The organism is Streptomyces sp. NPDC004561, assembly GCF_053602155.1.
The window spans coordinates 1-24,066 of record NZ_JBSGDB010000081.1 but is presented as its reverse complement, the minus strand read 5'-3'; the positions used below and the strand labels follow the sequence as shown (position 1 = coordinate 24,066).

Sequence of the window (24,066 nt, the reverse complement as noted above, 5' to 3'; positions counted from 1 at the left end):
GTTCGGCAGCGACCTGGTCCAGGAGCCTGGTGCCGGCGACGGAGTCCTGCACGCTCGCCGCTGTGACCAGCACGGCAAGCAGGAGACCGATGGTGTCGGTGACGATGTTCCGCTTCCTGCCCACGATCTTCTTCCCGGCGTCGATGCCCTGGTCGGCGGCGGGGACGCTGGTGGAAGTCTTGACGCTCTGGGCGTCAATCACACAGGCCGACGGCTCGGCATCCCGCCCCTCCTTCTCCCGGAGGAGCTGCCGGAGCAAGCCGTTGAGATGCGCGAACACGCCCTCGTCTGCCCACTTGGCGAAGTAGCCGTAGACCGTGTTCCAGTGTGGAAAATCGTGCGGGAGGTAGCGCCACTGAACGCCGGTCCGGTCCACGTACAAGATCGCGTCCATGATGTCGCGCAGATCGTGCTCGGGCGGCCGGCCGAAGTCCAGGGCCCTGCCGCGGCGCTCGAAGCGCCAGGCCGAGAGCACCGGCTCGATCAACTCCCAGCGGGCATCGGAAAGATCACTGGGATACGGACGCCGCTTCGCCATGCTCGTGATGTATCGCCGCAGACCGAGTGCGCCCAGGCGCACAGCGATGACGACGGAAGCACGCAGCTCTGAAAGCAGGACATCCTGGAATGACACAGGAACGAGCAGCACCCCGCCCCATCTGTCCCCTCTCCAGGCCCATCAAGCCCCACCACACCTACTGCCTCTTACACACCGCCACCCCACCATCCCAGAATCATTGCATAAGCTACTAAACCAGGTGAAAACGACCTCTGAGGGGGCGTCGAGCGTCCTCTCTTCTCCCGCCGCACGCGAGAGGTAGGGTGACAAGTCCAGTTCAGCCATCGCAGGATCCGGCCCCGCTACTCACTGAGCGTGGTCCGAGCCAGTGGTATCCGATGCGCCGGGACCACTGGCTTCTGGCCACTGCCATGCTGTGCATGGTTGTCGCGCGGTGGGGGCGGTCAGAGATGACGCGCCACGAAATCGGCCACCTGGGTGCCGAGTTGCTGTCCCGTGCGGTTGTCGAGGGAGGTGTGCTGGCCGGACCAGATCCGGCTGAGCCACGCTTCGGTGGCGGCGTCCTGGAAGCCGGCGAAGGTTCGGGTGACGCCCTTCGATGTCACCGCGAGATGGTGCCGCGCACCGTAGAACCCGGCGAGCGTCGTTGCCGCGGCCTGGCTGAGTGCGCCGTGAGCGCCGGGGTAGGACGGATCCGGGGCGGTCGGCAGCAGGGGGGTCCAGTTGGGATCGCCGACGATGCGCGGGTTGTAGTGCGTACCGCCGAGCCGTATGGCGGTCACGGGCCGCCATACGCGGTAGGTGTACTTGGCGTCGTACATCGCGATTGTGGTGTCGGCGAGGGACAGGTCGAGCCGGGCGAAGACCTTCACCGCCTTCTCCAGGCTCGCGTTCTGGGAGGTGACAAGGTTCTGCGCGATCTGGTTCCAGACGTTCCAGACGGGGGCCGCCGCCCAGAACTTCGCGGCTGCGGTCTGATCGGGGGTGCGGGTGGTACTGGTCTTGCTCCCCAGGCTCTTGACCTCGTTCAAGGCGGTGGCGTACGCGGCGCTGCTCACGGCCGGCGGCGGTACCGGGCGGAACTGGCGTCCGCCGGCCAGCACGAACGGCTTGACCGAGCCCCAATTGGTGAACACCGGTGCCGGGAAGTTGGGAGGGGTGGGCCGGTAGTCACCGGCCTTGTTGCCGGGGCGGAACCGCGGCGGCTTGGCTGAGGACCCGTCGTCGGATCGCAGGCTGAGCAGTCGGCGGGCGACCTCGGCTCCCACACCAATGCCTGCCTGCTTGCCCGGGCCGTTGGGAATCGCGGACAATTGGCTGCTCAGTCGCTGGTCCACGCCTGGGCGCTTGGCCGGGTAGAGGGCGACCAGCACATCGTGGGCTGCCTGGTCCGCTGCGGCATCCGCACGAGCGCCTCCTGGCGCCGACGCCGAGAACACGTAGGCGGGGCCGGTTCGGGTGATCGATACCACGGCGTCGTACTCGGCCGCCTGGAGAAGCGCGAAGCTGCGCGTGGGGTGGACGGTGGCCGGCTGCGCCTTCGGATCGCTGAGGATGGTGATGAGCTCGCGGTTCCACTCCACGACCGATACCCCCGACCCCGTTGCGGCGGTGCGCAGGGCCGACGAGTGAGCGGCGGTGGACCCGAAGGCCGGGCTGGTGAGTCCGACTGCCAGCGCGGTTCCCGTCAGTATGGCGAGTGTCTTCCGCTTTCCACCCATGTTCTGTGGCTCCTCGTTTCTGGCGGCGGGCTGTGTCGGCCGTGGTCGTGTACGTCACCCATTGGTGCCACGACGGACCACGCGGCTGGCGGACACCACGGAGCGAGCGGGGAATCCACAGCTCGTGCCACAAAGAAGCACTCCGGTTAGCCGCTTTGGAGTGGCACGGGAATTGCCGAGCCGGTTTCCGTCCGACTGATGCCTGTGCTGGGGCTGGTCGTTGAAGAAGCACGACTGGACTCACCGGGATACCGGCTCTTGGTGCGGCACGCGTCACCCGCACCAACGTTTCGGAGGGCCGACCGGGCGCGCATGGTCCTGCAACCCGATCACCTCTTCGCGTCGTCGAGGTCGCTTGCCGGATTCAGCCTGCATTGACCCGATCCACGTCGCAACTCCGGCATCGTGCGACCTTCCTGCACACAGGCAATACGCCGACCTCTCGGCCGGGGCGGGCACGCGTGAGCTGATGACCCGTTCGGGCTACAGCAGCCCGCGAGCCGCGCTGATGCATCAGTCCTGGCGCGCGACCCCACCCAGGGCGACGGCTGGGTGGTCAGCTTCGGCTTCCGTCAGCCGGTGACGACCCGCCCGGGATGTGCGGACGGTCGTGAGCCTCGACCGCGGTACCTGCCGGCAGGGGCAGGTCAACCGTCTTGCTCGGGCGTGGGTGGTGCGCCCTGGTCGATCTGTTTCTTTCCGCTCATGGCCGCCGCCCGCGGATGGGCCGAGGAGAACGGACACCTGCTCGCGCCGCTGGACGCAAACCACCAGGGCTACAAGATCGGCATCTGGCTCAAGAACCAGCGGGCCGCCGCCCGCAAGGCCGCCGCGATCGAACAGCGGCGTGCCGAGGGCCTGTCGGCGGGACCGTCGGCAGGGGCACTGTCGGAGGAGCGGCGCGAGCAACTGGAGGACATCGACCCCTCATGGTGCCCGGCCTGGCCCGTGGAATGGCAACGCGCCTTCCACCTCACCCGACAGCACCTCGAAGCCGGCGGCGAACTGCCCATGGAGCCGGGCGACGTCGTGCACCAGGGCGAAGACCTCGGCCGGTGGGTACGCTCGGTCCGCCTCGGCTGGGACAAGCTCACAGGCGTCCAGCAGTGGATGTGCGAACACATCCTCGGGATCGGACCCGCGGCCGATGACGAGAAGCCGCCCCCGCGCCGTACGCAGGCCGACAAATGGGCCATGAACTACCAGGCCGCCAACCAGATCGAGCACCCAGGACATGGCCGCACTCACCGCCTGACCACCACACCGATGGTGTCCGTCAAAGCGGAACAAGCTCACTTTCCTGCAGGTCGTGAGGTGTGGATGTACTGGTCGGCCCAGGCGCTGATGATGCGGGCGGCTCGCTGCGCCTGCCCTCGGGCGGTCATGAGGTGGTCTGCTCCTTCGAGCGAGACGAAGCTTCGCGGGTGCCGCGCCTGGCGGAAGATCTCCCCGGCGTTGGCGATGTCGACGGTGTCGTCGGTGGGCGAGTGCATCACGAGCAGCGGCCGGTCCAACTCACGTATCCGGTCGTGCAGACGGGCACGGCGGACGTCTTCGACGAAGGCGCGCTTGAGGACCAGGGTCCGCCCGCCGACGAACCACTCATGCTGCCCCTCACTGAGCACGCGATCCACGACCGCGTCGTACTGGTGCTCGACGTGGCCGGGGTCGGCGGGCGCCCCGATCGTTGCGACCGCGCGGACGCCGGGCGCCTCGGCCGCCGCGGCGATGGCGGCGGCGCCTCCCCACGAGTGACCCACCAGGAGATCCGCCGGAGTCCCCCGCTCTGCCATCAGGTTTGCCGCGCGGACGGTGTCCTGGACCTTGACGGTGAAGGAACCGTCACCCCAGTCGCCGTCGGAATCGCCGATCCCGAGGTTGTCGTAGCGCAGCATGCCGATCCCCTCGCGGGCCAACTGCTTGCTGACCCGCGAGGCGGCCGGCGAGTTCTTGCCGAGCGTGAATCCGTGGACGAAGATCCCCCAGCCCCGGACCTCGCCCTCCGGCAGGTCGATCGATCCGGCCAGCTCGGGGCCGACGACGCTTTTGAATCTCACTTCTTCGGACACGCTTCGATCACTCCGGTCGGCTCTTCGTGGCGGTCGGCGTGCCGACGAGCAGCTCGGTGATCTCCTTGGCAAGGTGCGGGCCGAGCTCCCCCCAGCCGTCCTTGTAGCCGTAGACGCCGGCCAGGGTGCGTGCCTCGTAGTCGCCGTTCATGATCTCGATGTCGTCGGCGGTGATGAGTCCCGGGTGGGCGACGCCGAGGGCGGAGGAGACCTTCATCAGCTCCCTGCGCAGGGTGCGCAGGTAGACCGCGGCGCGGGTGGCCTTGGAGGTCGGGTCCAGGCCGCGGGCCAGCCACGGGTTCTGGGTGGCGATGCCGGTGGGGCACTTGTCGGTGTGGCACTTCTGCGACTGGATGCAGCCGATCGACAGCATCGCCTCACGGGCCACGTTGATCATGTCGGCGCCCAAGGCGAAGGCGACCGCGGCGTTCTCGGGCAGGCCGAGCTTGCCGGAGCCGATGAAGGTCAGCTCGTCGGTGAGCCCGAGCTCGGCGAAGGTGCCGTAGACCCGGGAGAAGCCCATCCTAAACGGCAGCGACACCGAGTCGGCGAAGATCCGCGGCGCTGCCCCGGTGCCGCCCTCGCTGCCGTCGACGGTCACGAAGTCGACACCACGATCCCCACGCGCCATCAGCGTGGCCAGCTCCTGCCAGAAGCCCAGCTCGCCCACCGCGCTCTTGACCCCGACCGGCAGACCGGTCTCGGTGGCGAGCAGCTCGACGAAGTCGAGCATCGAGTCGACGTCGCTGAACGCGCTGTGCCGCGACGGGGAGGCGCAGTCCTTGCCGACGGGGATGCCGCGGATTTCGGCGATCTCCTCGGTCACCTTCGCGCCCGGCAGCATCCCGCCCAGCCCCGGCTTGGCACCCTGGGAGAGCTTGATCTCGATCGCTTTGACGGGGGCCCTCGCGACCACATCCTTGAGCTTGTCGAGGTTGAAGCTGCCATCCTCGCTGCGGCAGCCGAAGTACGCCGTACCGATCTGGAGGACGAGGTCGCCGCCGTTGCGGTGGTACGGCGACAGGCCGCCCTCGCCGGTGTTGTGCATCGTGCCCGCCAGCGCCGCTCCCTTGTTGAGCGCTGTAATGGCCGCGCCGGAGAGCGAGCCGAAGCTCATCGCCGAGATGTTCACGACGCTCGCCGGCCGGAAGGCCTTGGCACGCCCGCGCGGACCGCCCAACACCTTGGCCGAGGGCAGCGGGCCTTGCGGGTCGTGCGCGTCGGGCAGAGCGCCGGCGAAGGTGCGCTGCTTTAGGTAGGCGTGCCCCTGGACGTGCTCGATGTCGACCTCGGTGCCGAACCCGAAGTAGTTGTTCTCCTCCTTCGCCGACGCGTAGATCCAGGTGCGCTGGTCACGGCTGAAGGGGCGCTCCTCCTCGTTGGAGGTCACGATGTACTGCCGCAGCTCCGGCCCGATCGTCTCCAACAGGTACCGGGCGTGCCCGATCACCGGGAAGTTCCGCAGCAGTGCGTGACGCTTTTGGACAAGGTCGCGGGCTGCCACCAGCGCCACTGCTGTTGCGGCGACCGCGCCGATCCTCCGGGCCTGCATGAACGTTCCTCCTCCAGGCACGACTCCGTCGCCATGCGGTGGAGCCCGCTTGTGTCGCATCGGGCGCCAGACGGCGCACACAGTCAAAGGCGCGCCAGCGCCATCGAAGAAAGGCGGACCGACTCTAAAGGGCCACACGAATATGCACAGCGACACCGATCACACCGCCGAACGGCTCATTTGTGCCCGGGGCTTCGTCGGGTCGAGCTTCGGCCCGGGTCGGGGAGGAAGAGGGCGCCGTGGCGGGTGCGGGCTGACTGGGCGCACGCCTGGCAGCGCAGTATCCATGCCCCTTTGGGAGGGGTGGCGGCGGGCGTGGGCGATGGAGATGGTCGCGGGCTGTGGTGATCGGTGTTCGTCGTGCCGAGGCGTGGGTGTCTGAAAAATTTCACGGAGTGTGATGGTGTATGTCACAGCACATGAAGTTTAATGCTCAACTAAATCTTGTTAGTGTCTCCTCCGTCCCGCCACCCCGGGGCGTAGCCAGGGGCCCTGCCACCCACAGGGGGCCCTGGCGCGGATCAAGGAGGAATGATCATGAACCAGTTTGTGAAGCGCATCTCGAGGGCGGCCGCTGCTGCCGCGTTCGTCGGCGGTGCGGTGCTGGGCGCCGGCGGCCCGGCGTCGGCAGCCACCCCCGGTGCCGAGCAGCACATCTCCTCCCCGGCCGTCCTTGTCGCAGTCGGCGAGGGCCGGCGGGTTGTGCCCGGCAGCAACGGCGGCCAGGTCCTCAACGGCGACCACAACGCCTTTGACGGCAACCACGGTTGGCGTGACGACAACGACGTCTGGGGAAGCTGGTACTGGAACCGGCACGACGACGACCACGGCGGGCACTACCGCTGGGACGGTCACCACCTCTACCGCTGGCACCAGGGACACTGGGTCATCGTCGTCCAGGTCCGAGGCCACGCGGACCTGTGGATTTTGGACCAGCTGTCCCTGATCAGGGGCTGATACGGCGACCCGGACCGGGACCGGCCCACCGTACGGACGAGCAGCACCCCGACGTAGAATGCGGCAGTCACCGTCAGCTGCGAGCCCCTCAATGGCGCCCACCGCGTCGTCTCGGCTCAGCGCAAAGCCCGCCGCGAGTACGGCAACCGCGTCAACGCCCTCACGGCCGACGCCCGGCACTGAAGGGCCGTCAGACTCCGTACGCGCGAAAATGAGTCTGTTCCGCGACGACGCCCATCTCGCACCCAGAAGCTGGGTGAGACGGTGGAATCGCTGAACGCGACCATGAAAAGAGAGACGCTCCAGGGGAGAAAACAGTGGAACGGGGCCCGCGAGGCCCGGCTCGCGGTCTTCCGATGGGCGACCCGCTACAACACCAGACGAAGGCACTCCCGCCTCGGCCAGATCAGCCCGATCACTTACGAGCAGCGATCAACTACGCTGGCCACCGCCGCATAACAACCGGTGTCCACGATCAAGGGCGAAGCCCCCAGGACCCCGAGCAGCGCGTCAGCCGGACGCACAGCCTGCATCTGTGACCCCCCTTGCGCAGCCCTGCGCAAGGGGGTGCCGGCACTGCGCACGGCTGCGCACCCGGCCCCACCACGATCGCCAAGACCCCGACCGCAGACCCGACCACGCAGGTCACAGCACTGCGCAGTGACGCCCAGCAATCCGGTGTCAGACAGCCCCAGCGCCTGACCAGACAGCAGAAGACCCGCACCACCCGAGGCCAGTACGAAGTCCGCCGCTACGTCGGTTGGATGCGGCACATCACCCTGGCCATGCTCGCGCATGCCTTTCTCTCGGCCACGGCGGCAACAGCGGCGGCAAAGGGGGATGCAGAAACGGTTCCACCCTGGTTCCGCTCACCGTGGCAGAAGTCCGCCGGCTCCTGGCAACTGGCCCCGCCCGCTACTTTGCATCCCACGCCCTGAGCTGGTCACGGTGGCGGCGCAGGTGTCGGGCCGTCTCCCGGCACTGCCACTACCGCCGACGCTGTCATTCGTTGGAGGGGCGGTCCGGCAAGACCACCCCTGACATGCCATCAGCCAACTACACTTCCGACGACGCCTCTGACCAGGCCAGATAGCGAAACGCTGCTGGAGTACCGTCGATGTAGCGGTCGTCGCAGGGCGAGTACCACTGGACGAGGACCCGGTTAGCGGCTGGGCATCGACCACTTGGTCCCGCTTGCCGAAGCCTGGGACTCCGGTGCCTCAGCGGGGACGGCGAAGGCGCCGTGCCGTCCGCCTCGAACCGATCCAAGGCTGACCAGGAGCCGGCCACCTGGCCGCCACCCCACACTGATTCTGCAGACCGAGCGGAGCGGTGAGCGTGCCAGCCGTACGGTGTCACCCGGGTGGGACTGGGCCGACGCTGAGTCGTTCGACCGGATGAGGGGCAGGCTCCGTGAGCTGGCCTGGTTCGTCCAGGGACATCGCCACTGGGGAGACTGCAAGGCCTCCCTTGGTTCCGCCTCGGGCGGCGGTGGGGTGACCCGCGCACACTGGGTATATGCCCAGAGTGATCACCGACGGGGCTGCGGAGCGTGAGGACATACTCGCTGCGGCCGTCGTGGAAGCTGTCCGCGGCACGAGTGCGTATGCGGGGAGCATTTTCTTGCGCTCCCGCGACCGCCGGTCGATCGTGCTCGCTGCGACGTGTGGGGTGCCGCCTTCTTTGCTGGGCGGATGGCGCCTGATACCCGTGAGCAGCCCTATCCCGGTCGCCGTGGCATTTGCTTCGGGGCGCACAGTCCACCTGGCAAACGCTGATGAAACCATGCGACGGTTCCCTCAGCTCGCGGTGGCTCTGCCGCATGCCTTCGGCTCCTGCTCAGTACCGGTGAACGCAGGTCCGGAGCCCTTCGGAGCGCTGGCGATCGTGTGGCCAGCATCGTCGGCCGGTGAAGGCAGCGAAGGGCTGTCCAAGGCCCAGCGCCGACACCTGCGGAGCGTCGCAAGCCGGCTCGGTGACTGTCTGGCCGCACTCCATGCTCGTACCGGCGATCCGGTGGAAGGCGACCCCGGGACGGCGCCCGTGGAGGTTACAACTCCCTCGGCGGGGGCCGTGCGGGTGGGCTTGTTCGACTGGGACCTCGGCTCCGGCACCTTCAGCGTGGACGACACGCTCTGCGCGATCTTCGAACTCGACTCCGCTACTTTCGACGGACGAGCCGAAACGCTCGCTTCGTGCCTGCACCCCGGCGATCGTGGGGCCTTCAGAGCCTGCGCTCAGGAGGCAGCACACGAGGGCCGGATCACCGCGCGGCGCATGCGCGTGCGGGATCACAGCGGCGGCGGCGAGAGATACCACGTTGTCGAGCTGTGGGGCCGTGCGTCGGAAGCCGAAAACACCCGCGCATCCGGGCATGCGGTCGGTGCCGTCGTGGATGCCGAGGTCGGCAGCGCGGCCATCGCAGCGATTGAACGGCTACGGGACGGACTGTTCTCCCTCGCCCCCGACGGACGGGTGATCTATGCCAACGACCGCGCCCTGCGACTGCTGGACGTGTCCGCCAACGAGGTTCTGGGCCGTTTCCTCTGGGACGTGTTGCCGTGGCTGTCCGACCCCGGTGTCGAATACCGGCACCGCTCCGCGATGATCTCGCAGGCGCCGTCGTCCTTCCTGGCGAGCCGACCACCCGATCAGTGGCTCGCTTTCTCCCTCCACCCGCGAGGGGACGGGGTGACCGGTGTGGTGGTCCCCACCGCCCCTCCCCCATCAACCGATCGTGCCTTCGCTTCCCCGGCCCCGGCGGCACCCGCCGCCCCGCCGGCGCGTCTGGGGGTCATGTACCACGTTCTGCAGCTGAGCAGCGCGCTGACCGAGGCGGTCACCACACGCCAAGTCTGCGAAGTCGTTTCCGAGCAGCTCCTGCCGGCCTTCGGGGGCCAGCAGATGGCAATCTATGTGGTCCGCAGCGGAACGATGCACAGGCTCCATCACATCGGTCACCACGAAGAATTCCTCGACTGGCTGGAGGGCGTTCCGCTGCACGCCCGCCTGCCAGCAACGGACACGCTGACCTCCGGTGCTCCGCTCTTCATCGAGTCGCAGCAGGACCTCGCCCGGGGCTACCCGGACAGCCCGACGGGCCAGGTGAGCTCTTGGGCGTATCTGCCGCTGATCGCCTCCGGCCGCCCGGCTGGCACCTGCGTCCTCGGCTTCGACGAGATCCATCACTTCACCGAGAAGGACCGCAGCGTCCTCACCGCCCTCGCCGGGCTGATCGCCCAGGCCCTGGAGCGAGCACGGTTGTACGACTCGGAGTACGCCGTCGCCCACGGCCTGCAGCAGGCGCTCCTGCCGCACCGGCTGCCGCCCGTCCCCGGCATCCACACCGTCGCCCGCTATCTGCCCGCCACCGGCGGTATGGACATCGGCGGCGACTGGTATGACATCATCCCCACCGCCGGCGGAGTCCAGCTCGTCATCGGTGACGTTGAGGGTCACAGCATCGCGGCCGCAGCCACCATGGCCCAACTGCGCAGTGCGGTTCGGGCCTTCGCGGCTGCGGGCCATGCGCCCAGCGACGTGCTGGCGGGCGCCAACCGAACCCTGATCGATCTTGACTCCCAGCTGCTGGCCAGCTGCTGCTACATCCACCTCGAACCCCACAACCGACACGCCTACGCCGTCACCGCCGGCCATCCCCCGCCTCTGCTCCGCTGCCCCGACGGCACCACGGACGTCCTTGATATCGACGTCGGCACTGTCCTCGGCGTGGATCGTGCGAGCACATACACTCAGACGGGCATCGTGCTCCCGCCTGGTTCCGTCCTCGCTCTCTACACCGACGGGCTGGTGGAGGAACCCGGCAGCGACATCGATGTGGGGATCGACCGCCTGCGCGCATCACTGGCCCATGCCCGGTCGGGCTCGCTGGACGAACTTGCCGACCGGATCCTGCGCAATGCCCGCGGATCGTCCCACCGGGCCGACGACATCGCTCTGCTGCTCACCGAGCATGATCCGGCAGACGGTACGAAGCATCCCTGAGCCTCAACGACGCCAAGACCACGCACGGGGCCCCGAGCGGTCTTTGCCCGGCGCCCCTTCGTGGCTCGCGTGGTTCAGCTGGGAGGGATGCGGCCCAGCTGGTGGACGGTGGTGACGGCGCTGGTGTTGGTGCGGTTTCCGTTGCTGTCGATACCGAAGTGGCCCGTCGCGCCCGCTATGACGTCATTGCGGAGTGCGAAGAGTTCGTTCCTGACGGCGTAGCGGTTGGGCAGGCTGGTGGTGCTGTCGCTGTTGGCAGCGGCGTTGTGCAGGGCGGTTGCCGCGGTGAGGACGGCGTCGTGCGCGACCAGGGCCCAGTAGCTGCTGGTGAGGTGGTCTGCAGCGAATTGCTGTCCGTGGTGGGGTGCGGTGAAGTCCTTCGCGAAGGCCTCGTAGAGATCGTGGTCGGGGTTGTCGGGGCTGCGGAACTGGGCTGCGCTGGGAAAGTTCGCGTACAGCAGGCTGATCGGGGCGTCGCGCTTGTGGAGCGCCGGCGTGTTGGGGTCGAGGGATGCTGCGTCGGATCCGGTGATGACGGTGATGGGCTGGGCGTGGCAGCTTCTGCTGGCCAGGGCGTCGAGGAAGTCGGTGAGGTATTTGACGCGGGCGGCGTAGTAGACGGTGTCGACCGTCTTGCCGGTGTTGCAGAGGTTCTGGCTGATCGTGGGAAGGATGGCTCCAGGGCCGCCGCGGGGGTCGAAGGTGAAGTCGGAGGTGTTGTCGAGGTACTTCTTGAGGCCTTCGACGGTGTGGAAGCCGTGGTTGAGGGACTGGGTATACAGGTCCTTGGTTCCGTTGGGTGTCACTGGTGTGCTGACCAGGGCCGCGGTGCGATGGGCGGGACCGAGGTCCTTGCTGACGGCGGTGAGCTGGTCGCTGTTGGTCAGCGCGACGCGGGCCAGGCCGTTGATCGCCCCTTTGCCGTCGACGGCTCCGGTGGCGTCGAAGCCGTCGGCGGTGATCAAGTCGCCGACCATGGGCAGGTCGGCCTTGCTCAGGGCTCGGGCGGCGTCGACGGACTCCTGCTGGCTGAGCCCCAGGCCGGTGACCGCCACCAAGCGGCCGTCCTTCTTCAGGGCGGTGAGCCGGCCGACGGCTTGTGCCCATTGCGCCTCGGCACTGCCCATGTTGGCCACGAGCAGCCGGATCTTCGGGCGGCTGTTCTCGCGGTTCTCCTCCTCGAGGGCGGTGTAAGCGCCCTCGAGTTCGGCGACGTACTGGCCGACGGTGAGGTTGTTCGCGCTCTTCGACGTCAGCGCGGTCAGGAACGCCATCGTCACGTAGTCGCCGCCCTTGATGACGTTGCGGTTTTCCGCGGCGATGGCGGTCATGACGGGCTTGAGGTCATTGCCGAAGACGGCTGAGTCGTCGCTGCCGTCGGTGATGCCGGTGCACTCGCCGCCGGCCTGGGTGACCAGGTCCGGGTTGAAGGTCCCGCAGTGGTCCTTCTTGAACCGTTCCCGTTCCTGCACCTGCTGGTCGTGTATCCGTTGATCGTGCACTTCCTGCCGATGATGCTGCCACGCCCCGGCCCCGACGGTGAGCGCAGCGGCCACGGTGCAGGCGATCACACCGACGCGCAGGCGCGAGCGTCCGGTCGCAAGCCGCCACCTGCCACGGGGGACGGGCGGCAGAGGCGGATCGTCGGATGACGCCGCTTCTTCCGTCGTCGGCTCTGCTGGTCCGGCTTGTGGGACACCCGGTGCGCCAGCCGCTGCCGGCTCAACGGGAACTGCGTCTTCCGGCGGCGGATCCGCCGCGGGTGCCGCCTCGTCCAGCAGCCTTTCCCAGCACCTCAACCACGGCTGCCGTTCCACCTCGCTCACACCACAACCCAGCAGATACTTGATCACGAAGCTCCTGATGGGTAACGCGTCCCTTCTCAGGGTCGCGTTAATCGTGGTGGTGGTCAGCCTTCCGGAGCCGTCATCACTGGCCTCTGCCACTGCCTTCTGAGTGACGCCCTGGCGCTTCTGCAGCTTTCCCAGCGCCTCGCGGAACTGCTGTTGCGAGCGAATGTGCTCGAAATTGGGCCACGCGTCCTGGCCGTCCTGCCCGTTCTCTACCTCCGTCATCAGACGACGCCTCCGGGCGCGTCGGCGGCCGGACGCCGCCCGCTCAGCCACAAACCAATCTGCGCGGCCGCAGCTCCAGCGGCCGTGATCAGCCCGAGCGCGTCGCTGACGGAGTGCCCGCTGATGACCAGCACCACCAGCACCACAAAGATCACCGACAGGATGATGACGCGGTGACGGATACTGAGATCCGCCCCGCACACGTGCTCCGGTGACGGCGCCGGCCGGCGCCACGATCGCGTAATGGACACGATTGCTCCCCTTCCTGGGCGCGGCGATGGTCGCCGCAGGTGAATGACGAGCCGTATCCGGTTACCGGCCGTGATGCGGTCGTCGCCGAGAATTCCACCGTGGCCGTCCAGGCAGGGCAACCCTCTGAGCGGAATACGATGCAACGGAAACATTCACCGTCATTCAAGGGGCCGCAACTCTCGCTTTCCGTCTGATTCGCAACCCTTCCCCGGCGTCCCGACGGGGCACCAACCAGCCCGGAAAACCACCGCGCTGTCACCGGAAACCGACCGAACGAGGGCTGCCCTGCCAGCTCCTCCGCGCCTGCCCGACTCCCCCTGACCCACCGTGACCTGCGTCTTCACCGTTCGGAACGATTCGGAAGCCAGAAGACCTTGCAGCGCAGCGGAGACGATGCTGAGCTGGACAAGCGGAACGCCCGCACCCGAAAACCGCTGTGCTCCCCTTCCTGGGCGCGGTAGTACATCGTGCGGGCGGAAGAGGGGACTCCTGTTACCGGCTGGAGTCCCCTCACCGTTCAACCTGCGCCGGATGAGAACAGCTATTCCGAACTCCGTAGCAAGCACACTCACACTGAAGAAAACATTCGGAACCGCCAGCTGGAATTGAGCAGCGAGCGCGGCCGGTTCTTGGACGCGGCGCCGATCCGCGGGCGTGCCAGGTCAGACAGGCGGCGGCGTTGTCGTCCCAGACGTCCTTGCACCAGCCGGCCACCCCCATGCGGGTCTGGGCGCGCTGCAGGAGGGCGGCCACCGTGGTCCGATACGGGGTGATGGGCAGGAGCCCCGCTCGAGCGGGGCGCGGATGACGTCGGCAAGGGCCACCGGCTCCCTGCCCGATGCGCCTCCGCTCGGCGAGGTCGGTTTTCTGCTGCCGGGCGGCCCCCATCCGCGCCGCGGCCCCACGGTTGGTGCACTGCTTCGAGCGGTCCAGGGCGAGCTGTCCGACACCCAGCCATCTCGCCGCGCCGTTGCTGCTGCCCGAGCTGAAGCCTGTCGACGTCGACCCCGTCGAGCCGCTGCCGTTGGACCCGTTGCCCTTCCTGCCCGTGCCGCTCCCTGAGACGCCCGGACCTCCGCCGCTGGAGCCGCCGCCGGTACCGGCGCGCTGTGGGTGAAGGGCGAGCGCGGCGCCCGGGACTCGGTGATCACCCGATCGTGAAAATGGCCGAGGCGCTCTCTCGGTCTTCGCAGGGCCGCTGGTGTTCGCCGCCGCGCCCACCGGCTCGCTGCTGCGGGCGATGATCTTCATGGTCGTCGCCCCGCCGTGCGCCGTCGTGCTGGCCACCACGGTGACGCTGCTGTCCGCGATCGTAACGCCGGCCACGAGGCCAGCAGTTGCCCGCGACCCAGCGCGGCAGGCGGCAGGCGGCAGGCGGCAGGCGGCAGGCGGCAGGCGGCAGGCGGCAGGCGTTCAACGACGCCCGGCTCAGGGCGGGGACAAGGACGCCGCTCGGCCGCGAACCCGCCCCGGCCCCCGCGCTGTTTTCAGCTTCGCCGTCATCGGGATCAGGCGGGGGGTGGCGCTGACCAGCAAAAACACCAAACGAGCCATTACATGCCAGAACTACCTACAACCCACCCCGCCACACTCCACACAGAACACATAACCCCAGCTCAAACCCCCGCCCACCCCGACCTAACCGCCCACTCGACTTCTCAGCAAACCCACTGCACCCCAGGCCAGCAAGCACTCGGCACACCAACGGCTTTGTTCACCCGATCTCGTGAACAAAGCCATTCCCGCCTCAGCCAACGCGCACCAAGGACACCCCGGTCTCCGCCTGACTCCGGGCGCGCCGCAGCAGCACCGCGACGGCCGCGCACTGCACGGCCATGGCGAGCGCCAGCGCCAGGCAGACGCCGGGCAGGCCCCGGCCGGACAGGGCGTACGCCAGGGGCAGTTGGACGGCGGTGCCGAGCAGGGTGACCCGGAGCAGCGCGGGTGCTCCCCCGCTGCCCTCGAAGACCCCCGCCGAGCGCGATGAAGCAGGCCATCAGCAGCAGGTAGGGGCCGATGCAGCGCAGGAACAGCGTGCCCTGGTGGGCGACGTCGGGTTCGGCGCCGAACGCGGCCATGATCCAGGGCGCGGCGGCGGCGACCAGGGCGGTGGCACCGAGCCCCACCGTCCCGGAGACCCGTACCGCCTGCCGGCCGATGTCCCGCCGTGCGTCCTCGCCCGTGCCCAGCGTGTGCGCGGTGTGGATGGCGGCGGCCTGCCGGACCGCGTAGAAGGCCATGGTGGCGACATACATCACCTTGTAAGCGATGGCATAGGCGGCCACGGCGGTCACGCCGAGCCGGGCGACGATCGCCACCAGCACCAGCGCCCCACCCTGCCGCACGGTGAAGTCGGCGGACATGGGCAGCCCTCTGGTGAGGGTGCGGTGCAGGGCGGCGGGGAGCCGGCCGGCGGAATGAGCCCGGCTGGCCGTCCGCAGCAGCAGGTTGCGGCGCAGGGCATGCAGGCCCACCGCGAGGACCGCACAGCGGCACAGCACGGTGGAGGCGGCGGCGCCCGGCACGCCGTAGAGGCGGATGAGGACTGGGTCGCACAGCAGGATCAGCCCGTTGGTCAAAAGCGCGAGCCGCAGGGGGGTGCGGGTGTCGCCGGTGCCTTTGAGGATGCCGTCGATGAGCTGCTGGGCGAAGAAGACGGCCGTACCGGGCAGGGAGATCGCGAAGTAGGTGGTGGCCAACCGCAGGGGCGCCGGGTCAGCGCTGCCGAGGACCAGCCGGGCCAGGGGCCCGCGCAACAGGAACCCGCCCACCGCGACGACCGGGGTGACCAGCCCGCACAGGGCCCAACCGCCGCGTAGGGCGGCCCGTACGGCGGCCGGGTCGCGGGCGCCCCGGGCGTGTGCCACCAGCACGGTTGTACCGGAAGCGAAGACCAGGGCGACACCGAGCAGCACGTTCTCGGTGTTGGTGGCGACAGCCACGGCGGCGACGGCGGCGCCACCGAGCCGGGAGACCCAGACGGTGTTGACGATCCCGGATGCGACCGAGGCGAGAAGCGAGAAGTAGACGGGGTGGGCGAGCGATATGAGCTGCCTGCGGTGGGGGTTCATGTCCGGCCTCCTCGACCCCTCGGTTACCTCTAATCGAGGTAGCTCGATTAGAGGTAACATGAGGTCCGGGCCATCCGCAAGGAGGAGAAGAACACGTGCTGGAGCTGTCGATCCTCGGCTTCCTCGCCGAGGCACCGCTGCACGGTTACGAGCTGAAGGAGCACATCAAGGTGCTGAGCGGGCATGTCCGCCCGGTCAGCGACGGCGCGCTCTACCCCGCCATCAACCGGCTCCTCGCCGCCGGGCTGCTCGACCAGCGCACGGAAGAGGGCGCGAGCGCCGCACCGCGCCGGGTGCTGTCCCTGACCGACAAGGGCCGCGAAGAGTTGCTGGCGCGACTGCGCACACCCAAACAGGCCGAGATCACCGACCAGGTCCGGTTCAATACGATCCTGGCCTTCCTGCGGCATCTGGACGATCCCGCCGGACAGGCCGCCGTACTGCGCCGCCGCCTGGACTTCCTGCAGACGCCGTCGAGTTTCTTCTACCGGGAGGGCGAGCCGGTCCGCGCGGAGGAGGCCGGGGACCTCTTCCGGGAGGGCATGCTGCGCGTCGCCCGGGCCACCGGGACAGCGGAACGAAAATGGCTACGCGAGGCCATCGACACGCTCAGCCGAACTGCGCCCTGACGCACCCACAATCGAACGACTCCGGCATGACCCCAAGCACCTTCTTCAACGCCTCCTCGACCGCACCCACCCGCTTCCCATGGGCGCTCATGGCCGGAACAAGACACCGAGCCGGGGCGCGCCCCAGCGGCCAGCGATCATCCAGGCCAGCCAGCCGCCACTCGCAGCCACGCATCGGCCGCGCTTCCAGCCCCAGGCCCTCGTCCAGGAGGAGGCACACAGGAGTGGCAGACGGGAGCGGGGAGAAATCTCTGGCCTCTGTCCACAGGGCGACCGCCCGAGGCTGCTGGGAGTCGTCGTGATCCGCGCGGCGACCACCCAGTTGAGGAGACCTCCATGCCATACCTGATTCCGTCCCGTACGCCGCTGACGCCCGAGCAGGTGGAGCGGGGCTTCGACTAGCGGTGGTTTGTTAGACCGGGAGGTAGAGGTTAAGAGGTCTGCCGGTGCCGACAGCGTTGATCAGGGTCTGGAGCTCGGTGGGCGGGGGCTTGGCTGTCCATGCTCGCCAGTAGCGTTGCAGCGTGGCCCAGGGCGTCAGCCAGCCACGGACGGCCCGGAGGGCTTGAGGCCAGCAGGCCTGCTGGGTCTGGTGGGACGGCGCAGTGCCCCCTCTCTGGCCGGCTGGGCACCGGCTCCTCCTCGTCCGTGGCAGGTGGGGGCGGGGCGAACCAGGTGTCCCAGCAGAAGCTGAACGCGCAGGTGACGAGGGTCTGGTGGCGGCGGATGGCGGTGTCGGAGCGGACCTGGAAGTCGGCCCAACCGAGTTCGTCCTTAACCTGTTTGTAGCTCTGCTCGATCCAGTGCCGGATGCCGTAGATTCGCACGACTTCGGCCAGGTCGGCCGCGGGGTGGGGACTGTTGGCCTCCCGTGGTCCGCCGGGTCGGGGCAGGTCGGTGGCCAGGTACCAGGTGGACTGCGCGGGCAGGGTGGCCGGGTCGGTGGTGGCCACCACCAGACGCGTGGTGCCATCCGGTCCCCACCAGCCCAGCTGTGCGTCGGCGGCCCACCAGGTAGCCGTGTGCCCGTCACGGAAGGTGCGCGTGACCGCGGTCCAGTTCCCGGGGGCCTCAGGGCCGCCCCAGACAAGATCGCGCGCGGCATCCACGGGCGTGTACGCCTCGTCGCCGTATGACCAGGCTCCCCGGCGGGGCTTGAGTGCCATCACGAACGGCAGTCCTGCGGCGTCCAGTTCCCTGCGGAAGGCGTCCTGGTCGCCGTAGGCGCAGTCGGCGGCGACCGCCCGCAAGGACACCCCCGCCCGAAGGGCATCACGGGCCAGGGCGGCTCCGATCTGCAGTTTCGTGCGGAAGCCGGGGTCGTTCTTGCCTTTCGGGAAGTGGTGAGCGGGGGTGTAGGGGACGGCGTGCAGCGGGTAGTAGACGCGCTCGTCGGCCCAGCAGGTGGTCACCGTGACGACGCCGCGGTCGATCTTCCCGACCGAGCCCAGGTATTGCTTACCCACGTGGGCGGTGGCAGTGCCGTCCTTGCGGTCTCCGGAATCGTCGATCACCAGCACCCCGCCCGCGTGCGGGGCCGTGGCCGGATCCGCCAGCAGCAGTTCCACACGCCGGGCGTTGACCTTCTCCAGGTCCCACGTCGACTCGGACAGGAAGAACTGCAGCCGCTGCACCGCGGCATGCTGAGCACCGACCACTGGCTCCGTCCCGGCCAGGCAGGTCAGCGTCTTGTTGCGGTCCCGCGGCAGCAGTAACCCGGCGAGATACTCGCGGAACCCCCGGCGCTGTGCCAGCGTGGAGAAGAGGTCATCGAAACGCGCGGCATAGGCTTCCAGTGGACCTGGAGCGGGCGGACACGGCACACGCTTGGTCATCACAGCCCCCGAGTAGTGAGCAAAGCTCCCACTATCCGTGCCTACTACCGCCCCAACCCGCCGTCAACAAACCACCGCTAGTTCATCCGCGCGGCGGCCGTTCCGCGCCCGCGACGCCGTCGGCGTCCGCGGTTGCGGCGCCGGGTCGTGCGCAGCCGTCCTGCACGCAGCCAGGCCGCGGCCTCCGGGGCCTTCTCGGACAGTTCCACGAGAGCCGGGTGCAGGGCGGGCGGGACATGCGGTTCGGAGCCCGCGACGCGGTGGCCGTCTGCCCCGGGCCTGTCGCCGTAGCGCGCCAGGAGGCGGAGCTGGGCCAGCGAGGCGAGGCCGGTGGCCGTGGTCGCGGCCCACTGCGCGGGCCCCTGGGGCAGGCGGTCGAACAGCGCCGCGATCACGAATGCGAGCTCCCCGGTAAGAAGCAGCATCCCGGTGGCCGCCAGACAACCCGGGGCGGTGGGCGCCCGGCGGGCGCGGGACGCGCCAGGACCCCCGTGGAACTCGGCGTGGGCGGCGCGAAAGGCGGGGTCGCGGGAGGCAATGATGCCGAGCGTCGTGGCGGCGGTACGCCGGCGCAGCGCAGCGAGCAGGGCGTCCGGTAGGGGGTGCCCGGCGGTGCGCACCACGTCCGCGCCGGTCCCGGTCAGTGCCAGATTGCCGCGATGGTTGATGGTGACCAGGCCGTCCAGCAGGAGCCGGGCGGCGGCCGCCTGGATGTCGTCCTCGGTCAACCAACGCCCGGCGGCCGCGCGATAGGGATCGACGGGCGCGGCAGGGAACCACGCGCGCAGGCGGTCGCGCACGACGGGCACCCCGTACAGCAGGACTGTGACGGAGACGACGGCACAGGCGAGCGCGACGGGATCCACGCGCCGAGCCTAGGCCGCGTTCGCCCTGTCAGGACAGCCGGTTTCCCAAGCGGGCAACCGTGACCAGGGCCAGGCGCGGGAGCACCCCGCCATCCCGTGACGGACAGAGCCACGCGGGTGAGTTCCCGACGTCGTTCGAACCCGACGGGTGTGCCCTCGTCGGCCCGGGTCACGCTGACCACTCCGGCTACTCCGTCGGATCCTCCGCGGCGTGCCGGACCGCCCACCGGGCTGGTCATCCCGCACCGCCGCGAACGCGGCCAGACTGAGCTCCCGGCCTGGAAGGAGGAACACAACGCCTCTCACCGCAAAGTCCGTGCCCGCATCGAGCACGCCTTCGCCCGGATGAAGGGCTGGAAGATCCTCCGCGACTGCCGCCTGAAAGGCGACGGTGTCCATCAGGCCGTGCTCGGCATCGCCTGCTCGCAGAGCTGGCCCCTCCCACGATTTGGCCCAGGCGTTGAGCAGATTGAGACGCAGGACCGGCTGCCTCTTCGAGTCAAAGGAGCGAGATCCCGATGTTCACCCGTGCATCATCGATATCTTGGTTGGTTGCCGTCAGCACGACCCAGTCGGCCCACTGCCTGCTCGCGTCCATGGTCCGGGACAAGGTGATGTCCTGGAGCTGCCTGTCACCGGGCGCCTTCCGGGTGACAAGCTCCCCCTCTGGCGTAACTGTCTGCACCTCATTGGCATCCTGCCCAAAGGGCAGACCACTGACCGCCTGGTAGGACGCCACCCGGAACTTCCCCAGATCCACGGCAAAGAGGTCCGTCCAGACCGCGACGCCTACATGCATGTGAGCCCTCGGGCGCGGCAGAGCCTTCGCACTGCGATCAGGTAGCGGCGCGAAGCCCGTGGAGACAAAACAGTCCCCGGTAGTGCTGCGCGTGTCCTGGAACGTCAGTCGTCACCGTTGTTCCGGTATCGCGCCGGCTTGCCGGGGGCCTGAACCACATCCTGTCCAAGTCGCTCCGTCGACCATGGCGTCCTGATCAGCTTTACGGCTCTTTCAGTGTTGTGGCCTAGTGACCACCTTGCACCTGATATGTCCCGAGTCAAGAGGTTTTAGGTAAATCTTTTAGCTCCCCGGCTGGAAGCCATCCGCGGCCGCCCCGACCGCCCGCTCACCGTAGGCTGGACCTTGCTCGGGGCTCACCACGGAGGTATCCGTGCCCACGACGGTCTGGTCCGGAGCCATTGCCTCGCTGGCGATCCGCACCGACGACGACTTCGACGACAGCCATGCATGAACCGGACCGCTTCCACCTAATGGATCAGCCGGACCGCTTCCACCTGATCCTGACCGTCAACGGTCGGCCACTCATGCACGACGTACGCGGCTCCATGCCCGACCTCGTCCAAGCCGTCGGCCGCGCCCTACGCATCCAACCCGGTCAGGGCAAGACCGCCTTCCTCGTCGTGCCAGTCCTGCTCGGGCCCGGCGAGACGGTGGACAACATGCTCACCTCGCGGGCGTACAGCGGCCTGGCCAAGCTGCTCGAGGCGCTCAGGGCGCACGACACACGTGTCGTGGAAGCACTTGCCCGAGCCGCAAGCACAAAGCCGCGTACGAGGCGTACAGACCCGCTCCGGCAGCGACCAGGGTGAAGATGAGGCCAGCGACCGAAGCGACCGGTTGTCGGTGCCGGCCCGGGAACTGCTGAAGTTCAGCACGCCCCGTGATCCGGCGCAGCTGGCCGCGTTCATCAACCTGCGCGTGCTCAATCCCGAACACACCCACTGGCGGCGCGGGGTGGAGGCCGCTGTCATCTATGCCCGCGAGCACGGCGACCTGAAGGTCCCCTTCACCTACCGCGTGCCCGGCGACGACCAGGCGGTGGATGTCGAGTCGGCGGCCGGCGCGCTGTCGGACGAGCGGCGCGAGCAGCTGGAGGAGATCGACCCGTCGTGGTGCCCGGCCTGGCCGGTGGAGTGGCAGCGCGCCTTCCATCTGGTCCGGCTCCACCTGGAGGCCGGCGGCGAGCTGCCCATGTCGCCGGGCGAAATCGTGCACCAGGGCGAGGACCTTGGCCGGTGGGTGCGCTCGGTCCGCCTCGCCTGGGACAAGCTGACGATCGTGCAGCAGTGGATGTGTGAGCAAGTCCTCGGAATTGAGCCCGCGGCCGAGAACGAGAAGCCGCTCCGGCGCCGCACGCAGGCCGACAAGTGGGCGATGAACTACGAGGCCGCCCGCCAGTTCTACGAGCGCGAGGGACACCTGCGAGTGCCGAGGAAGCACGTCGAGCGGAGCGTCGGCGAGGACCAGGAGGAACGAGAACTCCGGCTTGGTGCGTGGATCGGGAACCAGGGGAGCAGGGCCGCGACGCTGTCCCCAGAGCGAGTGGAGCAGCTGTCCGCCATCGGAATGCGATGGACATGACCCCTACATGCTGAGTACCCGCGGCGCCCCGCGAAGCGTACATATCGCGTGCATGGCCCCACGTCTGAATGCGCGGGGTGGGCGATGGCAAATACGGGCCGGCCAGCTTGGCGAACACGAGACCGTGGCCGAGTGACCTATTACGTTGGCCTCCTGCGGATCGCTCCCCTGCGAGGGGAGACGGCCTCATCGCTCATCTGCCGTGTCGCGAGCCGCTACGGGATGGAAGCAGAGGTGTTGCGGGCCTGCTGGAAGTGGCGCAACTACCCGCCTGGGCAGGGGGGCGGCGGGTCGCGGGTGACGCAAAGGTGCTGCTGAACGCGGCCCAGCGCAGCAGAGCCGCCACACTCTCCCCCGAGCGGGTCGAGCAGCTCTCCGCCATCGGCATGCGCTGGGCGTAGCCACGGGCCTGTCAAACGAGCGGTGTAACTGGGGTAGTTGGGGTTACTGACGGGCTGCAGACCACCGCTTCGCAAGCTTCTGCGAAAATCGGATCATCGCCCTTTGCCCGGCAGGCCTGTCCCGTACGAGCATGTTCGCGTCACATTGGCTCCAGCAGAAAGACAGCGACACATGAAGCATGCTGCACGGCCCAGATGGCTGGCATTCGCCCTGCCGGCCGCCGCTCTGGCCGCCGCGGTACCGTTCGTCATCCCGCCTCTCGCGGACGCCTCTTCTGCGCCGGCCACGCAGCCAGCCGCGCGCGCCGCCACGCGGATCGACGAACGCCAGCAGGTCCTCGACGCCGTCGCCGGCCGGATCACCGAAGGGCTCTCCGAGTCCGACCGCGCGCACATACCCGGCTTCGCCGAGGTCGAAGTCGACCCCGACCACAATCACCTGCGCCTGCACTGGAAAGGCACCCCACCCCAGCGGGTCAGGCAAATCCTCGCCCATCTCCCCCACGGAGTGACCGCCGAGGTCGACTCCGCCCGCTATTCCAAGGCCGAACTCCACGCGGCCCGCATGAAGTTGCTGAACAGCCTGGCCTCCACGAAGCTGCGAGTCGAGGGGATGGCGACCTCGGTCCGCATCACCAGCATCGCACCGGCAGTGGACGGCAGCGGCCTCGAGGTCGGCTACGACAACGCCGCCCGTACGGAGAGCAGGCTCGTGGCGAGCGGACACAGCAAGACGTTGCAGCAGGTCGCCACAGCGGCCGGCCGACTGGCGGGAGTGCACGTCGCCGCGATCCACCGATTGCAGAGCGTGGATCTGTCCTCCCGGCAGCATGACAGCTCCCCCTGGACCGGAGCTTCGGCGCTGAAGAACCCCCTCGGCGGCATCTGCTCCGGCTCTTACGGCGTGAAGAACGCCCAGGGCCAGTACATGCTGACGTCGGCCTACCACTGCGGCCCGGGCCCCGAAGGCCGCTGGACCACCTGGTGGGGCGGCGACCTCATCGGCACCACCGACGCCACCCAGCGCTCCCCGCAGGACGACGTGGTCGGCATCAAGCTGCCCTCACAGCGCGTGAGCGGCCGGCTCTACGACGGCCCCGCAAGCCGCACCGACGGCTACGCCAAACCCGTCACAGGCTGGGGGCACAACAACGTCGGCGACTACGTGTGCACCGACGGCGCCAACGGCGGCGTGCACTGCGGTGTGCGCATAGCCCAGACCGACATCGGCGTCACCGGGCCCAACGGCATCTACCGTCCCGATGTCGACCTCGCCTACGCCACCTCGGCCACACCCGGCGGTGTCGCAGCCGTCAACGGCGACAGTGGCGGCCCGGTCTTCGCCAGCGTCCGCAACCACACAGCCGATGAAGCACGCGGAATCATCACCGCCCTCGACCGAACCGTCACCTGCCCGCCTGCGTACAACCCCGACACCGTCCTCGACGGTCATCGCAGGAAGCCCTGGTGCCTGGCCGGCGTCTACTACGTCCCCATTGGACAGACGCTCCACGACATGCACTGGACCCTGGTCACCGGGTGACCACGACCAGTGTGCCTAGTGCTGGATTCCGCTTTTGATGGGTATGAGGTTCCCCCGCTGTGTGGGAGTGGCTGACTAGCTGGTCAGGGCGGGTTGACGTGGTTTCAGGTTCACTTGTTCGGCCGCTGCCTGGCGTCGACCGAGGAGCCCACGCCGCGCGACGCCTCGACGCCGTCCCACGGCGGTC

General features: G+C 68.6%; 16 protein-coding genes and 6 pseudogenes. 11 read left to right on the top strand and 11 right to left on the bottom strand.

The genetic code is table 11. The features are described from left to right. Together ACWEN3_RS13895 and ACWEN3_RS13890 are read right to left on the bottom strand one after the other, a co-directional pair. Positions 1 to 538 (bottom strand): IS5 family transposase (locus ACWEN3_RS13895; RefSeq protein ID WP_452969745.1); only part of this gene is annotated, 538 nt, incomplete at its 3' end. Between the two features lie 425 nt (positions 539 to 963). Next, on the bottom strand, positions 964 to 2,103 hold the full coding sequence (locus ACWEN3_RS13890; protein WP_452969742.1) for a vanadium-dependent haloperoxidase: 1,140 nt from the start codon (positions 2,101 to 2,103) through the stop codon (positions 964 to 966). An 843-nt stretch (positions 2,104 to 2,946) separates the two neighbouring features. Between ACWEN3_RS13890 and ACWEN3_RS13885 the strand changes: the two are divergent. Then, positions 2,947 to 3,153 (top strand): annotated as a pseudogene (locus ACWEN3_RS13885) (helicase associated domain-containing protein); the annotation flags it as partial. Positions 3,154 to 3,168: 15 nt separating this feature from the next. Here the strand turns inward: ACWEN3_RS13885 and ACWEN3_RS13880 are convergent. Genes ACWEN3_RS13880 through ACWEN3_RS13870 form a run of 3 tightly spaced genes read right to left on the bottom strand, consistent with a single transcriptional unit; the run spans position 3,169 to position 5,862 of the window. After that, entirely contained in the window at positions 3,169 to 3,477 is a 309-nt protein-coding gene (locus ACWEN3_RS13880) for a hypothetical protein (RefSeq protein WP_452969740.1), read from the bottom strand. A 56-nt stretch (positions 3,478 to 3,533) separates the two neighbouring features. Then, on the bottom strand, positions 3,534 to 4,298 hold the full coding sequence (locus ACWEN3_RS13875) for an alpha/beta hydrolase family protein (protein ID WP_452969737.1): 765 nt from the start codon (positions 4,296 to 4,298) through the stop codon (positions 3,534 to 3,536). Positions 4,299 to 4,317: 19 nt separating this feature from the next. After that, a complete protein-coding gene (locus ACWEN3_RS13870) occupies positions 4,318 to 5,862 on the bottom strand; it encodes an FMN-binding glutamate synthase family protein (protein ID WP_452969734.1) in 1,545 nt (514 codons plus the stop codon). Between the two features lie 537 nt (positions 5,863 to 6,399). On the opposite strand from ACWEN3_RS13870, the gene ACWEN3_RS13865 reads away from it, so the two are divergent. From ACWEN3_RS13865 to ACWEN3_RS13845, 5 genes and pseudogenes are all read left to right on the top strand, one after another. Then, positions 6,400 to 6,819, top strand: a complete 420-nt coding sequence (locus tag ACWEN3_RS13865) for a hypothetical protein (protein WP_452969732.1) — start codon at positions 6,400 to 6,402, stop codon at positions 6,817 to 6,819. A gap of 267 nt (positions 6,820 to 7,086) precedes the next feature. Further along, positions 7,087 to 7,278, top strand: a pseudogene (locus tag ACWEN3_RS13860) (integrase core domain-containing protein); the annotation flags it as partial. A gap of 275 nt (positions 7,279 to 7,553) precedes the next feature. Then, positions 7,554 to 7,757: pseudogene (locus ACWEN3_RS13855) on the top strand (IS701 family transposase); the annotation flags it as partial. A gap of 231 nt (positions 7,758 to 7,988) precedes the next feature. Further along, a pseudogene (locus tag ACWEN3_RS13850) lies at positions 7,989 to 8,128 on the top strand (HNH endonuclease); the annotation flags it as partial. Positions 8,129 to 8,604: 476 nt separating this feature from the next. Then, positions 8,605 to 10,824 (top strand): SpoIIE family protein phosphatase, encoded by a 2,220-nt coding sequence (locus ACWEN3_RS13845; protein WP_452969730.1) that lies wholly within the window; start codon positions 8,605 to 8,607, stop codon positions 10,822 to 10,824. Between the two features lie 74 nt (positions 10,825 to 10,898). Here ACWEN3_RS13845 and ACWEN3_RS13840 read toward each other — a convergent pair whose 3' ends face one another. The 3 genes and pseudogenes from ACWEN3_RS13840 to ACWEN3_RS13830 form a co-directional block, all read right to left on the bottom strand. Beyond that, on the bottom strand, positions 10,899 to 12,899 hold the full coding sequence (locus ACWEN3_RS13840; protein ID WP_452969727.1) for a hypothetical protein: 2,001 nt from the start codon (positions 12,897 to 12,899) through the stop codon (positions 10,899 to 10,901). Beyond that, complete coding sequence (locus tag ACWEN3_RS13835; RefSeq protein WP_452969725.1) at positions 12,899 to 13,150, bottom strand: hypothetical protein; 252 nt, start codon at positions 13,148 to 13,150, stop codon at positions 12,899 to 12,901. Before ACWEN3_RS13835 ends, ACWEN3_RS13840 begins: the two co-directional genes overlap by 1 nt. Before the next feature lie 1,748 nt (positions 13,151 to 14,898). Further along, positions 14,899 to 16,222, bottom strand: a pseudogene (locus ACWEN3_RS13830) (MATE family efflux transporter). Between the two features lie 95 nt (positions 16,223 to 16,317). Between ACWEN3_RS13830 and ACWEN3_RS13825 the strand changes: the two are divergent. Then, positions 16,318 to 16,851, top strand: a complete 534-nt coding sequence (locus ACWEN3_RS13825; RefSeq protein ID WP_452969722.1) for a PadR family transcriptional regulator — start codon at positions 16,318 to 16,320, stop codon at positions 16,849 to 16,851. Positions 16,852 to 17,282: 431 nt separating this feature from the next. Here the strand turns inward: ACWEN3_RS13825 and ACWEN3_RS13820 are convergent, their stop codons facing one another. Both ACWEN3_RS13820 and ACWEN3_RS13815 read right to left on the bottom strand, forming a co-directional pair. Beyond that, positions 17,283 to 18,686 (bottom strand): IS701 family transposase, encoded by a 1,404-nt coding sequence (locus tag ACWEN3_RS13820; RefSeq protein WP_452969720.1) that lies wholly within the window; start codon positions 18,684 to 18,686, stop codon positions 17,283 to 17,285. Positions 18,687 to 18,763: 77 nt separating this feature from the next. Beyond that, positions 18,764 to 19,552 carry a hypothetical protein gene (locus ACWEN3_RS13815; protein ID WP_452969718.1) on the bottom strand — a complete coding sequence of 263 codons (789 nt, stop codon included), beginning with the start codon at positions 19,550 to 19,552 and terminating at the stop codon, positions 18,764 to 18,766. Positions 19,553 to 19,771: 219 nt separating this feature from the next. Here ACWEN3_RS13815 and ACWEN3_RS13810 point away from each other — a divergent pair. After that, a pseudogene (locus tag ACWEN3_RS13810) lies at positions 19,772 to 19,972 on the top strand (transposase); the annotation flags it as partial. A gap of 79 nt (positions 19,973 to 20,051) precedes the next feature. Here the strand turns inward: ACWEN3_RS13810 and ACWEN3_RS13805 are convergent. After that, the gene (locus ACWEN3_RS13805; protein WP_452969715.1) at positions 20,052 to 20,312 is read right to left on the bottom strand and encodes a phage tail protein; all 261 of its coding nucleotides are present in this window, start codon (positions 20,310 to 20,312) and stop codon (positions 20,052 to 20,054) included. A gap of 485 nt (positions 20,313 to 20,797) precedes the next feature. Between ACWEN3_RS13805 and ACWEN3_RS13800 the strand changes: the two genes are divergently transcribed. From ACWEN3_RS13800 to ACWEN3_RS13790, 3 genes are all read left to right on the top strand, one after another. After that, positions 20,798 to 21,163, top strand: a complete 366-nt coding sequence (locus ACWEN3_RS13800) for a hypothetical protein (protein ID WP_452969713.1) — start codon at positions 20,798 to 20,800, stop codon at positions 21,161 to 21,163. Between the two features lie 34 nt (positions 21,164 to 21,197). After that, on the top strand, positions 21,198 to 21,935 hold the full coding sequence (locus ACWEN3_RS13795) for a helicase associated domain-containing protein (RefSeq protein ID WP_452969710.1): 738 nt from the start codon (positions 21,198 to 21,200) through the stop codon (positions 21,933 to 21,935). A 573-nt stretch (positions 21,936 to 22,508) separates the two neighbouring features. Continuing rightward, positions 22,509 to 23,879, top strand: coding sequence for a S1 family peptidase (locus ACWEN3_RS13790; protein ID WP_452969708.1), 1,371 nt, complete (start codon positions 22,509 to 22,511; stop codon positions 23,877 to 23,879). Positions 23,880 to 24,066 lie beyond the last annotated feature (187 nt).

Coding starts and splice junctions, on each gene's coding strand:
- ACWEN3_RS13880 (WP_452969740.1), bottom strand. CDS start 3,477: ATGTCCTGGGTGCTCGATCTGGTTGGCGGCCTGGTAGTTCATGGCCCA.
- ACWEN3_RS13870 (WP_452969734.1), bottom strand. CDS start 5,862: ATGCAGGCCCGGAGGATCGGCGCGGTCGCCGCAACAGCAGTGGCGCTG.
- ACWEN3_RS13865 (WP_452969732.1), top strand. CDS start 6,400: ATGAACCAGTTTGTGAAGCGCATCTCGAGGGCGGCCGCTGCTGCCGCG.
- ACWEN3_RS13845 (WP_452969730.1), top strand. CDS start 8,605: ATGCGACGGTTCCCTCAGCTCGCGGTGGCTCTGCCGCATGCCTTCGGC.
- ACWEN3_RS13840 (WP_452969727.1), bottom strand. CDS start 12,899: ATGACGGAGGTAGAGAACGGGCAGGACGGCCAGGACGCGTGGCCCAAT.
- ACWEN3_RS13820 (WP_452969720.1), bottom strand. CDS start 18,686: ATGACCAAGCGTGTGCCGTGTCCGCCCGCTCCAGGTCCACTGGAAGCC.
- ACWEN3_RS13800 (WP_452969713.1), top strand. CDS start 20,798: ATGCATGAACCGGACCGCTTCCACCTAATGGATCAGCCGGACCGCTTC.
- ACWEN3_RS13790 (WP_452969708.1), top strand. CDS start 22,509: ATGAAGCATGCTGCACGGCCCAGATGGCTGGCATTCGCCCTGCCGGCC.